Below are 12,943 nucleotides of genomic sequence, written 5' to 3' on the forward strand. Positions count from 1 at the left end.
GCCCCGATCCTTCACCAGTCTCACCGCCTCGAGCTTGAACTCGCGGCTGAACTTCCTTCTCTGCATTCCAACTCTCCAGTTCCGTTAAACACCTTATCTCGGTGTCCACGAAACCGGCAGCAGGCCACATCAAACGATCCGTTCGAAGTACGGATTGCATCGATACCAAAGGACAACGTGGCGCCCGACATCAGAGTGTTTGCGAGACGCGACCGGGCGCGTCGACCGCGCGTCACTATTGGAGTCGAGTTCGATGCATCCATCATCGAGGAAGCGCGAGAGTTCCTCCCAGAGTGACAGCGTGTAGCGGATCACCTCGGCGAGTTTGGTCTTCTGGCTGATCAGGCCGGGTTTCTCGAGCAACCACGGTTCAAGCTGCGCTACGATCGGCCGGTTCCTCTCTTGGCGCACAGCACAACGTTCATCTGCAGATTGACCGCAGATATCGTCCTCGACGCGATAGAGTTCTGCGATGCACCGCAGCACTTCGCTCACGATCGGCGCTTGACCGGCGCCTGCGCACGTGCGCCCAGCAGAAGGTGAGGGTAGCGCCGCTATTCTCGGCCAGCACCTCATAGTCATCATGTCCGTCGACCTACAGGATACGGCTAAGGCCCGCCAAAGGAGAGATCGGTCGCACCCCTTTCGGTCCCGCGCATACACCTGTTGGCGCTGCCGACGGCGGGAGCCCGTCCACCTATCAAAATGGAGTTCGCTCCAGTATTTAAATAGTCAATTATTCGAATACCTTGAAAGATGGCACCATTCCAGTTGTCATCCCGAAAAAAATAACTATAAATACATCACTTATACGCTCGAATATCAAAGCGCCCACCAGGGATCGCAGTAGAAATTGGCGGTACAGAGGTGAAGATTCAATCGACAAACCGCCGCGCCATATGAAGCTTTTCATGGCATAATGGCATGCCATATGACGCACAAGGCTTGCCATATGACGCACAAGGCTTGCCATATGATATATTCCGGATTATGCAAATGACAATCCCATAGGAAACGAGCCGCCGCACCCTTTTATGAGCGAAATATATTCCTAGATAGGATTGTTTTTCCATAGTCGCAGGTCTTCAATGGTGAAAGATAAAACACAATTTTCCAAATTGATGGTAGAAATATCTAATTATTTTCACTTTTCAAACATTCAATCAACTATAGCTTTCGATGTATCATCGTCAACTTGGAATAGAATAAAAGCAAATAAATTTAAAGGAATTCTTTCAAAAGATCAAGAGCTTAGATGTATTTATATTAAAATTATGATAAATGCTGTGAAAGATTCAAATTTTAAAAATAAATGGATTCATGAATACACAATTTTTACTCCTCAAATAAGAACTCCATTCGAAATAATTCAAGATTCTGGACTTGCTGGCATGGCCATGTTGGTCTTACATCTTAAAAATCCGAACTTTAAGAGTTTTTGGGACACTCGCGGAGATTTGTCCAAGCGGATGTGACACTGCGAATTAATGCCAATCTCTGCCATTCCGCATTTTGAAATAACGGCATCACTTCTTCGACTGAAGCATCTCGGAAAATTTTTGCCTTAATTTTTTCGATTTAGATTTTTTTCTAAGGTTATGATATTTTCTTTAAAAGCAACTCCGGCAACATCGATAGAAGAATGTTCGGAGAAACACAACGTCATAATACACTACAGAATTATGATTGCATTTATGAGCAAGGTCTACGGCTATCGGAGTGCCGCCTAGAGCGCCAACCGTTTGCGATATCGGACCAAACCCAAATTAGATCCAGGTCATCGAGGACGAGAGCATTCAGCCGAAAAAAGCCATCGAGACCACCATTCCCGGTGCGACCAAACCGAAGCGAGTCCCCAAAGCATGACCGAAAACCACCATATCGTCTTCGACATCGGCAAGGTGCTGATCCATTACGACCCGGAATTGCCGTTCAGCCGGCTGATTCCGGACGCGGCGAAACGCAAATGGTTCTTCGACAATGTCTGCACCCACGACTGGAACATCGAGCAGGATCGCGGTCGTACCTGGGAAGACGCCGAGGCGATGCTGATCGCCGAACATCCCGGCCACGCGGAAAACATCCGCAATTTTCGCCGGACCTGGCACGAGATGGTGCCGCACGCCTATGACGACAGCGTTGCCGTCATGGAACGGCTGATCGACGCCGGCTACGACGTGACGATGCTGACCAACTTCGCCGCCGACACATTCGGCGAAGCGCGTGAGCGTTTTTCCTTCCTGAAGAAGCCGCGCGGGGTGACGGTTTCCGGCGAGGTCGGCCTGATCAAACCCGACCGCGCCATCTACGACCGCCACGCCGCAACCTTCGGGCTGGAACCGTCGGCGACCATCTTCATCGACGACAGCCGGGCGAATGTCGACGGCGCCAGGGCCGCCGGTTGGCAGGCGGTGCTGTTCACCGGCGCCAATCGTCTGGAGAGAGACCTTCAGGCCCTCGGGATTTCCTGAACGACGGGCGGCGGGTGGCAAACAGCGTCAGCCGACAAGGTCCCAACTCACCGGCGTCCCCACCGGAGCGTCCTTGCGCGCCCGCTTGCCGAGCACGATGTCATAGAATTTGGGCGGCAGGCCGAAGCCCGGCCGGATGATGCGGACGTTTTCCGCCGAAAGCACGTCACCGGCCTTGACGTCGCGTGAGATGTAAAGGGAGCGCCGGTAGGCCGTGGACTTTTCTTCCGCCGGCCGCACGCCATAGCTGACGGTTCCAAGCGCCTGCCAGGCCCGTTCGGTTTCGACGCGCAGTTGCCTGAACTCATCGGGCTCTAGCGAGAAGGCCGAGTCGACGCCGCCGTCGGCGCGGCTGAGCGTAAAATGCTTTTCGATCAGCACCGCGCCGTGCGCGACGGCGGCGGCCGCCGCGCCGCAGCCCATTGTATGGTCGGAAAGGCCGACTTCGCAGCCGGGAAACGCCTCGCGCAGATGCGGTATCGTGCGCACATTGGTGTTTTCGGGCGTCGCCGGATAGGTGCTGGTGCATTTGAGCAGCACGATATCCAGGCAGCCGGCCGCCCTCGCCGTCCGCACGGCGTCGTCGATCTCGGCCAGGGTCGCCATCCCCGTCGAAACGATCATCGGCCTGCCGGTCGAGGCCACCTTGCGGATCAACGGCAGGTCCGTGCATTCGAACGAAGCGATCTTGAAGGCGGGCACGTCGAGCGACATGAGGAAGTCGGTGGCGGTGTCGTCGAACGGCGTCGAAAAGCAATGCAGGCCGCGGCTCGCCGCGCGCTCCATGATCGGCTTGTGCCATTCCCAGGGCGTATGCGCTTCCTGATAGAGTTCGTAGAGCTGGCGTCCGGCCCAAAGGCTGCCCTCGTCCTCGATGACGAAGCCGGGGGCGCGGATGTCGAGCGTCATCGTGTCGGCGTTATAGGTCTGGAGCTTGATGGCGTTTGCTCCTGAGCGGGCGGCGGCATCGACGATCTCCAGCGCCCGCTCGAGCGACTGATTGTGGTTGCCCGACATTTCCGCGATCAGATAGGGCCGATGACCGAGCCCGATTTCACGACTGCCGATCTTCAAGACATCATCCTTTTTCCTGGGCGGGAGCGCGCCGGCCGCAACTCACGCGGCTGCGATCCAGCCGTTTCTTAGCATCTGGAAAACGAAGCCGACAGGGCTTGCGGGCCTCTGGCCGAAACCGCTGGATGCGGTGTTTTCTTCGGCTATGCTGACCGATCGAAAGACCTCCGGTCCGAAGATCGCGCGCCCGATGGAGGGATGAAATGAACAAGCCCAATGCCGTCGTCTTGCATTTTCGGAACGTGACGGAGCTTTCCGAGGCCGATCTCTCCAAAATCCTCTCGATCAGGAATGAGCCGCCTGTAAGAAACAATATGTACACCAGCCACCAGATTGGAGTTGAAGAGCATAAGTCATGGGTAGACGGCATTCGCTCCTCACCGGACAGGAAGTTCTTTTCCGTCGAACACGAGGGAAACATCGTCGGTGCGGCCGGGCTCAGCGCGATAAATTTCACGCACAAAAGAGCCGACTGGGCGTTCTACATATCGGAGGCCTTCCATGGCCGCGGCATCGGCTCCGCCCTGGAACAGCAGTTCCTCGATCTGGTGTTTTCCACTTTCGACATCGAGAAACTGAATTGCGAAGTCATCGAGTTCAATGAAAAAGTCATCGCCATGCACGAACGCTTCGGCTTTCAGCGCGAGGGGTTTCGACGGGACCACGTCATCCGGGACGACAGGAAGTATGGCGTCGTCCTGATGGGAATAACGAAGGCGGAATGGGAAACCAGGAAATGAAGGACTACAACGCCATCATCGACCAGATCGAGGCGGTCAGGCGCAAGAACAACAAGAACTGGATGGATTTGATGCGGCTTGCCTTCCAACACGCCCCCGAAGAAGCGGCCGCGATCGTTGCGGACATCTACCGGGAAGACGGCGAGATTTCCGCCCTCGCCGCACAGCTCATAGGGAAGTGAAGCCCTGTTCCCAGGCAAAAGCACAGGCGGCCTGAAGGAGGCCACCGGACGGACCCTGGCTCAGACCGATCGCAGCCGGCTCATCGCGACAGCACCTGCCTGACCGCATCGACCACCCGCTCGGCATCCTGGTCGGTCAAGAGCGGATAGTAGGGGATGGACAGCGCTCTGGCGTAGTATGCGTCTGCGCCGGGAAGTTCGACTATGCCGTTGTGCCGAACATAATATGGCTGCCTATGGACTGGGATGTAGTGAACCTGCGTTCCGATACCCAGCGCACGCAGTTCCGCCATCACCCGCGCGCGGTCTCGTCCGAGCGTCGCGAAATCGATCAGTAGCGGATAGAGATGGAGGATAGGCTCGCCGTAAGGCGCAGCAGGCACCGGCGTCACGAGATTGCTCAGGCCTGCGAAGCTCTTGTCGTAGAACGCCTTCAACCAAACGCGGCGCTCGGCGAACCGCGGCAACTTCTTCAACTGCGAATGAGCCAGCATACAAGCGAAGTCGGAAACTCGGTAGTTGAAGCCGAGTTCCTGCATCTCATAGTACCAGGGATTCATGCTTTCATTGCCTGAGAAGGCCAACTCATGATCGACGATCTGCTCCGGCGCCTTGACCACGCCGTGCGACCGCAGCCGTTTTAGCCGTTCGTAGACAACCGGATCCTGTGTAGTGATGACCCCGCCTTCGCCCATGGTGATCGTCTTGACCGGATGGAGCGAGAACACCGTCATCGTCGAGTGGCGGCATGCTCCGACCTTGACCATGGTGCCATGTTCATCACGATAACTTGTGCCCAAGGCATGGCAGGCATCTTCGACCAGCACGATCCCGTGTTCGGCCGCGATGCGGGCGATCTCGGGCATGGCGACGGGATTGCCGTTTAGGTGCACCACCACCGCCATCTTGACCGGTCGCGTCGCGCGGGCAATGGCGGCGCGAAAGGTTTCCGGCGTCACGAGGCCGGTATCGGGATCCGCGTCGGCGAACAGGATGCCGGCGCCCGTGTAGCGCATGCCGTTGGCCGAGGCGAGGAACGACATGGTGGGAGCGATCCCAAGATCTTCCGTTCCGACATGTGTCACTAGGGCAGCCAGATGCAGCGCGACGGTCCCGTTGGCCACGACGACGGCATGGCGTGCGCCGACCGCTTGAGCAAACGCGGTCTCGAACGCCTCAGCAGCCGGCCCAGTGGTAAGCCAATCGCTGCGCAGGCTTTCGGCGACGGCCGCGACGTCGTCCTCATCGATCCAATGACGGCCGTATGGAATGAACTTGTCGGACATGGCAGAGCCTCAGACGCCCGCGCCGGCAACCATCTCGGCCTTGTTCGCCACCAGCTTGCGGAAGAAGGGCAGCACGCTGCCGCGCGAGCCCATGACGTTGCCATAGCGAACCACCGAGAAGCGCGCGCCTGAGCTGCCGGAAATGTTGTTGGCCGCGATGAAGATCTTGTCGGAGGCGAGCTTGGAAGCCCCGTAAAGGTTGATCGGATTGGCGGCCTTGTCGGTGGACAGGGCGACGATCCTCTTCACGCCCTTGTTCAGGGCGGCGCGCACGACGTTTTCAGCGCCGATGATGTTGGTCTGGATGCATTCGAAAGGATTGTATTCGGCGATCGGCACGTGCTTGAGCCCCGCCGCGTGCACGACGTAGTCGACGCCGGCCATGGCCATTTCAAGGCGGGCCTGATCGCGCACGTCGCCGATGAAATAGCGCAGGCAGGGATACTCCTGATTGCCGAGGTCCTGGTTCATCTCGTACTGCTTCAACTCGTCGCGCGAGAAGATGATCAGGCGCGAAGGCTTGAAGCGTTGCAGGACGGTGCGCACGAAAGCCTTGCCGAACGAGCCGGTTCCACCTGTGACCAGAATGGCCTTGCCATCCAGGTTTGGCACGGGCTCGAGAAAACTGCGGATCATGGCGAGACTTCCGGGTGGGGTTGACCGAATGGAACGCGGCTCTCCGGTTCAATACCCGGACTAGCTTGCCCGGAGCCTGCGAAACTTGACCTGACGCCGATATTTCATGGTGTATGTAGGCAGCAGTGCCGGGGACTCGGCGCGAACGAACTGTAACACAACCGGCAAACCTTGCCGGCGAAAGGGAGAGCCATGAAGCCGACTGTCCTGGCGGTGCTGCCCGCGCGCGGCGGAAGCAAGCGCATACCCCGCAAGAACGTGGTGGACTTCCATGGCCAGCCGATGATTTCCTGGCCGATCCAGGCGATCAAGGCGTCCGGCATTGCCGACGCGATCATCGTTTCGACGGACAGCGCCGAAATCCGTGCCGTCGCGGAAAAGTACGGCGCTCAGGTCCCGTTCGAGCGGCCGCCGCACCTTTCCGGCGATTTCGTCGGCACGGCCGAGGTGACCCGGCATGCGCTCGAGTGGTTCGTGGACACTCACGGCAAGCCGCAATACGTGCTGACCGTCTACCCGACAGCCGTTTTCGTTTCGGCCGAAGACATAGCCAGCGCGCTGACGCTGATCGAGCGGGAGGGAACGGACATGGTCTTTTCGGCCGCCGAATTTCCCGCCCCGATCCAGCGGGCCCTCTTCATCGACGACAAGGGCATTGCGCGCATGTTCCAGCCCGAGAACTACCTGCGGCGCTCGCAGGACCTTGTCCCGGCCTATCACGATGCCGGGCAGTTCTATCTGGTCAGGACGGACGTCGCCCTGCAAGGGCTGTCGTTCAACGAGCGGCCCGCATCGCTCTACATCATGCCGCGCGACCGGGTGATCGACATCGACACGGCCGAGGACCTGCGCCTCGCCGAAAAACTGTTCGAGGATTTCCGCAAAACCGGCCCGACGCGGAACTGACGCCGTAGGCTCCGGCTCTCGGCAAAAAAGCTTTTCAGGCTCCGGCCCGCTCCATGCCGAGGCGCGCGATCCTGCGCAACTCGTCGATGGGGGTCAGCCCTCCCGCCCGCTCGTAGTGCCAGAACGTCCAGCCGTTGCAGGCATCCAGGCCTTGCACCTGCGCACCGACCCTGTGGATCGAGCCAGCATTATCGCCGACGACCAGCGTACCGTCGGCACGCACCTTGGCACTCCAGCGCCGCTTGGCATCGCAAAGCGTGGTGCCCGGCGCGATCAGGCCGGTGTCGATGAGACTGACGAAGGCGACGCGCGGCTCGGCGCGCTTGCCGGTCAATACCGCCAGTGAAGCTTCGTCCAGCGGCCTGACCGCCGCGATGCGCTCGTTGGCGGCGTCGATATAGGCCTGCTCGCGTTCGATGCCGACGAAATGGCGGCCGAGGCGCCTTGCCACCGCGCCCGTCGTGCCGGAACCGAAGAAGGGATCGAGCACCACGTCGCCCGGCTTGGTCGACGCCATCATCACGCGCGCCAGCAGCGCTTCGGGCTTCTGCGTCGGATGCACCTTGTTGCCGTCGTCGTCCTTCAGCCGCTCGGCACCGGTGCAGATAGGAAACAGCCAATCGGAGCGCATCTGCACATCGTCGTTGGCGGCCTTCATCGCTTCGTAGTTGAACGTGTAGCCCTTGGCCTTCTGGTCGCGCGAGGCCCAGATCATCGTCTCATGGGCGTTCTGGAACCGGCGGCCGCGAAAATTCGGCATCGGGTTGGTCTTGCGCCACACCACGTCGTTGAGGATCCAGAAACCGAGGTCCTGCATGCGGGCGCCGACGCGGAAGATGTTGTGATAGGAGCCGATGACCCAGATGGTGCCGTTCGGCTTCAGCACACGGCGCGCCGCGAGCAGCCAGGCGCGGGTGAAGGCGTCGTAAGCCTCGAAGCTCTCGAACTGGTCCCACTCGTCGTCCACCGCGTCCACCCTGGACTGGTCGGGACGATGCAGGTCGCCGTCGAGTTGGAGGTTGTAGGGCGGGTCGGCGAAGATGACGTCGATCGACTTCTCGGGCAGCCGGTCAAGCGCTGCGACGCAATCGCCCTTGAGGATCGTATCCAGCCATTCGGCCGGCTGAGGAGTATGGGAAAGCTCGTCCAGGAGACGCACGGCAGACATCGGACACCCAGATACGCGTTACTGTTTACCTGCTGTTATGGTTACCGTTTTGCGTAAAGATTTCATGAAGTGCGGCCCGCTGTTTGCGATGCAGCCGGCACTGGTGTATGCCGCCGCTTCGTCAGACAGCCCCTTTCCTTCCAGCCGCGGATAGTCATGCCTCAACCCGACCTGGTCATCTTCGATTGCGACGGCGTGCTCGTCGATTCCGAAATCATCGCCGCGCGCGTCGAGGCCGAACTGATCACTGCCGCCGGTTTTGAGATCTCGGCCGAGGAAATCGCGCAGACCTATGCCGGGCTGACCTTCAAGGATATTTTGATGAGCATCGAGGAAAGGTCCGGCGTGGCTTTCCAAATCGCGCTCATCGACCGCGCCGAAACGCTGGTCGGCCAGCGGCTGAAGCGCGACGTGCGCGCCATCGAGGGCGTGCATGAGGCTGTCGCCTCGATCACCGCGCCGCGCTGCATCTGTTCCAACTCGCGCTCGGAGCGCATCGAATTCATGCTGGAGCGCACGCGGCTCCTGCCGCTGTTTTCCGGCCGCATCTTCTCCGCCGAGGAGACGCCGACCGGCAAGACCAAGCCGGCGCCGGACGTCTTCCTGCATGCGGCGGCAACGCTGGGCGCCGACCCGGCCAAAACCTTCGTCATCGAGGATTCCGTCCACGGCGTCACCGGCGCCCGGCGCGCCGGCATGCGCGTGATCGGCTTCACCGGCGGGGCGCACAGCTATCCCGGCCACGCCGACGCGCTGACCGAGGCCGGAGCGGAAACGGTCATCCGCCGCTGGGCGGAACTGAAGAGCGTGGTCGCCGCCCTGTCGGAATGGACCGACGAGTAGGCGCCGTCGGCCTCACGCGCATCGGGTCCTTACGATTCGCCCGCGCTCAGGATCCCAACGGTCCTTGGCCCGAAACCGCTGCCCGGTTGCGGGAGCCATGCGTCAGCGCGGAATGTCGGAGATCGAAGTCTGCGAGCCTGCCGGTTCGGTCGGCGCCGGCTTCTTCTTGACGACCTGCACCTTCTTGCGGCGCGGTTTCGGCTTGTCTGCGTTGGCGACCGCCTTGGCGGGGCCTTCGTCGTAGCCGGCGAAGATCTGGTAGGTTCTCGCCGTCGGGTCGGGAACCACGATGCTGGCGTCGTTGAAGACGAACTGCGTGGCCGCCGACAGGTCGGACACCTGAACCGGATACTGATGCAGCTTGGAATAGAGCACGTCCGTGCCGTTCAGCACGACGATGCGGATCGGCATGGTCACGGTTCCGGGCTTTGCCAGCGGACCCGGCACGACCTTTCCGGCCACCGCGACGTTGAGGGTCAGGGAACCGTTAGCGCGGCTGCAATCGCGGGTCACGTCGCTGATCGACGCCTGGTAGACGATTTTCGTCTGGTCGCCCTGCCCGCCCCTGGCGTAGGTGTCGAAATAGGCGGTGCCGTCGCGCAACGTGACCTTGGGGCAATAGGCCTGCAAAGAGCTTGCCGTCACCTTCGGCGCGGGCGGGGTATCCTGTTTCTGGCTTGCGAGGTTCAAAACGCCGCTGCTGTCGCTCGACTGGCAACCGGCGACGGCGAACATAAAGCCGACCAGCGCGACACCGGCCAAAAAGCGACCGTTGAACGAACGAAACACCATCGATAGCCCTTCCCTCTGGCAAAGCCGGTGTCCTATAGCAACCCGGCGGCAAAAATGCGACTGACGACGCGAACAAATCCCCCGTTGCGTGCCGCGCAACGGTCGGGACATCAGGCAGGCGGTTGACGATGCGCTACGTGAGCACCCGCGGGGAAGCCCCCGTGCTTGGATTCTCCGATGCGGTGCTGGCAGGGCTGGCGCGCGACGGCGGCCTCTACGTCCCCGAGGAATGGCCGCATTTTTCGGCCGCCGACCTCCGCGCCATGCGCGGCCTGGCCTATCCCGACCTCGCCGTCCGCCTGCTGACGCCTTTTCTCGGCGGCGAGATCGCAGCGCCGGTGTTCGACAAGATGGTGCGCGAGGCCTACGCCACCTTCCGCCATGACGCGGTATGCCCGCTCGTCCAGATCGGCCCCGGCACCTTCGTACTCGAACTGTTCCACGGCCCGACGCTCGCCTTCAAGGACGTCGCCATGCAGCTTCTGGCGCGGCTGATGGACCATGTGCTCGCCGAACAGGGACGGCGCGCAACCATCGTCGGCGCCACGTCGGGCGATACCGGGGGCGCAGCGATCGAGGCCTTCGCCGGGCGCGAACGGACCGACATATTCATCCTGTTCCCGCACGGACGCGTCTCGCCGGTGCAGCAGCGCCAGATGACGACGTCGAACGCCGCCAATGTCCATGCGCTGGCCGTCGAGGGCAACTTCGACGACTGCCAGGGCCTTGTGAAGGACATGTTCAACAACCATGCCTTCCGCGACCGGGTGGCGCTTTCGGGCGTCAACTCGATCAACTGGGCACGCATCATGGCCCAGATCGTCTATTATTTCTCCTCCGCGCTGTCGCTCGGCGCCCCCGACCGGCCGGTGTCCTTCACCGTGCCGACCGGCAATTTCGGCGACATCTTCGCCGGCTACGCGGCCAAGAAGATGGGCCTGCCGATCGAGCGGCTGGTCATCGCCACCAACGACAACGACATCCTGGCGCGCACGCTGGCAAGCGGCGAATACAGGACCAGGGGCGTGGTGGCGACCACCTCGCCGTCTATGGACATCCAGGTCTCCTCCAATTTCGAGCGGCTGCTGTTCGAAGCGTCCGGCCGCGACGCCGGCACGGTGCGCCGCTATATGGGTTCATTGAAGCAGTCCGGCGCCTTCACGCTCGATGCGAAGGACCTGTCGCGCGTCCGCGCCGAGTTCGATGCCGGCCGCGCCGACACGAAGGAAACGGCTGCCACGATCGGCGCCACGCTTTCGCGCAGCGGCTATCTGCTCGACCCGCACACCGCCACGGCCGTGCATGTTGCCGCCACCCGCCCATCCGGCCCCGTGCCGATGATCGTGCTCGCGACGGCGCACCCGGCCAAATTCCCCGCCGCCGTCGAAGCGGCGAGCGGCATCGCGCCCGCCCTGCCCGCCTGGCTGTCCGGACTAATGAGCCAAGAGGAGCACTACGCGGTACTTCCATCGGAGATAAAAATGGTGGAAGATTACGTGAGCCGTCACACAAAGGCGGTGCGTTAGGGAGTTTCCGTTACATGGGTGTTGAGGTAAGCCGTCTGTCGAACGGCCTGACAGTCGCCACCGAAACCCTTCCAAGCATCGAATCCGTCGCCCTCGGCGCCTGGGTCAAGTCCGGCGCCCGCAACGAACGCGACGACGAGCACGGGATGGCTCATCTTCTCGAGCACATGGCGTTCAAGGGAACGAAGCGCCGCAGTGCCTTCCAGATCGCCTCCGAGATCGAGAATGTGGGCGGCGAGATCAATGCCGCCACCAGCGTCGAGACGACTTCGTTCTATGCGCGCGTTCTATCCAACGACGTGCCGCTGGCGGTCGACATCCTGTCCGACATCCTGCAGGAGTCCGAATTCGATCCCGACGAACTCGACCGCGAGCAGAACGTCATCCTGCAGGAGATCGGCGCCGCGCACGACACCCCCGACGACATCGTCTTCGACCGGTTCACGGAAACGGCCTTCCGTCACCAGACCCTCGGTCGTTCGATCCTCGGCACGCCGGAAACGGTCAAATCCTTCACCTCCAAGCAGCTTCACGACTTCATGGAGCGCCAGTACGGCGCCGAACGCATGGTGGTGGTTGCCGCCGGCGACATTCGCCACGACGACTTCGTGCGCGAGGTGGAAAAGCGGCTGGGCGGCTTCCGCACCAAGGCCGACGCCACGGCACCGCAATATGCGCAATATGTCGGCGGCGACTTTCGCGAGAACCGCGACCTGATGGATGCGCAGATCGTGCTCGGCTTCGAAGGCCGCGCCTATCATGTGCGCGACTTCTACGCGAGCCAGGTCCTGTCGATGATCCTCGGCGGCGGCATGTCGTCCCGCCTGTTCCAGGAAGTGCGCGAAAAGCGCGGCCTGTGCTACTCGGTCTATGCCTTCCACTGGGGCTTTTCCGACACCGGCATCTTTGGTGTTCATGCCGCCACCGGCCAGGCCGATCTCGCCGATCTGGTGCCCGTCATCATCCGCGAACTGGCTCGGGCCGGACAGGATATCCAGCAGGACGAACTCGACCGCGCCCGCGCGCAATACCGCGCCGGCCTCATCATGTCGGGCGAAAGCCCGGCCAGCCGCGCCTCGCAGATCGCCCGCCAGCTTCTGCTGTTCGGCCGGCCGATCCCGAAGGAAGAGCTTATGGAACGCCTGTCGGCGCTGACGACCGACCGGCTGACCGACCTTTCCTCACGCCTGTTCTCGACCAAGCCGACTCTGACGGCTGTCGGACCGGTGGGCGCGCTGGTTCCGTACGAGGCGGTTCTCGATGCCCTGCCCGGCACCGAGCCTGCCGCGCGCAGGCTCGCCGTCTGATTCAGCGGCGAG

General features: G+C 61.2%; 12 protein-coding genes and 2 pseudogenes. 8 read left to right on the forward strand and 6 right to left on the reverse strand.

The features are described from left to right. Positions 1 to 129: 129 nt before the first annotated feature. A pseudogene (locus E6C48_RS16340) lies at positions 130 to 571 on the reverse strand (IS66 family transposase). 517 nt (positions 572 to 1,088) lie between these two features. Between E6C48_RS16340 and E6C48_RS16345 the strand changes: the two are divergent. Both E6C48_RS16345 and E6C48_RS16350 read left to right on the forward strand, forming a co-directional pair. Beyond that, positions 1,089 to 1,475 carry a hypothetical protein gene (locus E6C48_RS16345; RefSeq protein WP_136359146.1) on the forward strand — a complete coding sequence of 129 codons (387 nt, stop codon included), beginning with the start codon at positions 1,089 to 1,091 and terminating at the stop codon, positions 1,473 to 1,475. Positions 1,476 to 1,862: 387 nt separating this feature from the next. Continuing rightward, complete coding sequence (locus E6C48_RS16350; RefSeq protein WP_136359148.1) at positions 1,863 to 2,471, forward strand: HAD family hydrolase; 609 nt, start codon at positions 1,863 to 1,865, stop codon at positions 2,469 to 2,471. 27 nt (positions 2,472 to 2,498) lie between these two features. Here the strand turns inward: E6C48_RS16350 and pseI are convergent, their stop codons facing one another. Then, positions 2,499 to 3,545 (reverse strand): pseudaminic acid synthase, encoded by a 1,047-nt coding sequence (pseI, locus tag E6C48_RS16355; RefSeq protein WP_136359150.1) that lies wholly within the window; start codon positions 3,543 to 3,545, stop codon positions 2,499 to 2,501. A 203-nt stretch (positions 3,546 to 3,748) separates the two neighbouring features. On the opposite strand from pseI, the gene pseH reads away from it, so the two are divergent. Together pseH and E6C48_RS16365 are read left to right on the forward strand one after the other, a co-directional pair. Next, entirely contained in the window at positions 3,749 to 4,285 is a 537-nt protein-coding gene (gene pseH / locus E6C48_RS16360) for a UDP-4-amino-4,6-dideoxy-N-acetyl-beta-L-altrosamine N-acetyltransferase (RefSeq protein WP_136359152.1), read from the forward strand. After that, positions 4,282 to 4,467 (forward strand): hypothetical protein, encoded by a 186-nt coding sequence (locus E6C48_RS16365; RefSeq protein WP_206086520.1) that lies wholly within the window; start codon positions 4,282 to 4,284, stop codon positions 4,465 to 4,467. The genes pseH and E6C48_RS16365 overlap by 4 nt, the downstream gene beginning before the upstream one ends. A gap of 80 nt (positions 4,468 to 4,547) precedes the next feature. Here E6C48_RS16365 and pseC read toward each other — a convergent pair whose 3' ends face one another. Both pseC and E6C48_RS16375 read right to left on the reverse strand, forming a co-directional pair. Continuing rightward, positions 4,548 to 5,753: a UDP-4-amino-4,6-dideoxy-N-acetyl-beta-L-altrosamine transaminase gene (pseC, locus tag E6C48_RS16370; RefSeq protein WP_136359156.1), complete on the reverse strand. Its 1,206-nt coding sequence runs from the start codon at positions 5,751 to 5,753 to the stop codon at positions 4,548 to 4,550. Positions 5,754 to 5,789: 36 nt separating this feature from the next. Then, positions 5,790 to 6,389: pseudogene (locus tag E6C48_RS16375) on the reverse strand (SDR family NAD(P)-dependent oxidoreductase); the annotation flags it as partial. 192 nt (positions 6,390 to 6,581) lie between these two features. Here E6C48_RS16375 and pseF point away from each other — a divergent pair. Further along, positions 6,582 to 7,295, forward strand: a complete 714-nt coding sequence (gene pseF, locus E6C48_RS16380; protein WP_136359160.1) for a pseudaminic acid cytidylyltransferase — start codon at positions 6,582 to 6,584, stop codon at positions 7,293 to 7,295. A gap of 34 nt (positions 7,296 to 7,329) precedes the next feature. Here the strand turns inward: pseF and E6C48_RS16385 are convergent, their stop codons facing one another. After that, complete coding sequence (locus E6C48_RS16385) at positions 7,330 to 8,463, reverse strand: site-specific DNA-methyltransferase (protein WP_136359162.1); 1,134 nt, start codon at positions 8,461 to 8,463, stop codon at positions 7,330 to 7,332. A 156-nt stretch (positions 8,464 to 8,619) separates the two neighbouring features. Between E6C48_RS16385 and E6C48_RS16390 the strand changes: the two genes are divergently transcribed. Then, positions 8,620 to 9,306 carry an HAD family hydrolase gene (locus tag E6C48_RS16390; RefSeq protein ID WP_136359164.1) on the forward strand — a complete coding sequence of 229 codons (687 nt, stop codon included), beginning with the start codon at positions 8,620 to 8,622 and terminating at the stop codon, positions 9,304 to 9,306. A gap of 102 nt (positions 9,307 to 9,408) precedes the next feature. Here the strand turns inward: E6C48_RS16390 and E6C48_RS16395 are convergent, their stop codons facing one another. Beyond that, positions 9,409 to 10,098, reverse strand: a complete 690-nt coding sequence (locus E6C48_RS16395; protein ID WP_230978808.1) for a hypothetical protein — start codon at positions 10,096 to 10,098, stop codon at positions 9,409 to 9,411. Positions 10,099 to 10,226: 128 nt separating this feature from the next. Here E6C48_RS16395 and thrC point away from each other — a divergent pair, with 128 nt between their 5' ends. Together thrC and E6C48_RS16405 are read left to right on the forward strand one after the other, a co-directional pair. Beyond that, on the forward strand, positions 10,227 to 11,624 hold the full coding sequence (gene thrC, locus E6C48_RS16400; RefSeq protein WP_136359166.1) for a threonine synthase: 1,398 nt from the start codon (positions 10,227 to 10,229) through the stop codon (positions 11,622 to 11,624). 14 nt (positions 11,625 to 11,638) lie between these two features. Further along, positions 11,639 to 12,931 (forward strand): M16 family metallopeptidase, encoded by a 1,293-nt coding sequence (locus E6C48_RS16405; protein ID WP_136359168.1) that lies wholly within the window; start codon positions 11,639 to 11,641, stop codon positions 12,929 to 12,931. Positions 12,932 to 12,943 lie beyond the last annotated feature (12 nt).

Origin of the sequence: Ollibium composti, assembly GCF_004801285.1 — a bacterium.
Taxonomy (GTDB): domain Bacteria; phylum Pseudomonadota; class Alphaproteobacteria; order Rhizobiales; family Rhizobiaceae; genus Mesorhizobium; species Mesorhizobium composti.

Coding starts and splice junctions, on each gene's coding strand:
- E6C48_RS16345 (WP_136359146.1), top strand. CDS start 1,089: ATGGTGAAAGATAAAACACAATTTTCCAAATTGATGGTAGAAATATCT.
- E6C48_RS16350 (WP_136359148.1), top strand. CDS start 1,863: ATGACCGAAAACCACCATATCGTCTTCGACATCGGCAAGGTGCTGATC.
- pseH (WP_136359152.1), top strand. CDS start 3,749: ATGAACAAGCCCAATGCCGTCGTCTTGCATTTTCGGAACGTGACGGAG.
- E6C48_RS16365 (WP_206086520.1), top strand. CDS start 4,282: ATGAAGGACTACAACGCCATCATCGACCAGATCGAGGCGGTCAGGCGC.
- pseC (WP_136359156.1), bottom strand. CDS start 5,753: ATGTCCGACAAGTTCATTCCATACGGCCGTCATTGGATCGATGAGGAC.
- pseF (WP_136359160.1), top strand. CDS start 6,582: ATGAAGCCGACTGTCCTGGCGGTGCTGCCCGCGCGCGGCGGAAGCAAG.
- E6C48_RS16385 (WP_136359162.1), bottom strand. CDS start 8,463: ATGTCTGCCGTGCGTCTCCTGGACGAGCTTTCCCATACTCCTCAGCCG.
- E6C48_RS16390 (WP_136359164.1), top strand. CDS start 8,620: ATGCCTCAACCCGACCTGGTCATCTTCGATTGCGACGGCGTGCTCGTC.
- E6C48_RS16395 (WP_230978808.1), bottom strand. CDS start 10,098: ATGGTGTTTCGTTCGTTCAACGGTCGCTTTTTGGCCGGTGTCGCGCTG.
- thrC (WP_136359166.1), top strand. CDS start 10,227: ATGCGCTACGTGAGCACCCGCGGGGAAGCCCCCGTGCTTGGATTCTCC.
- E6C48_RS16405 (WP_136359168.1), top strand. CDS start 11,639: ATGGGTGTTGAGGTAAGCCGTCTGTCGAACGGCCTGACAGTCGCCACC.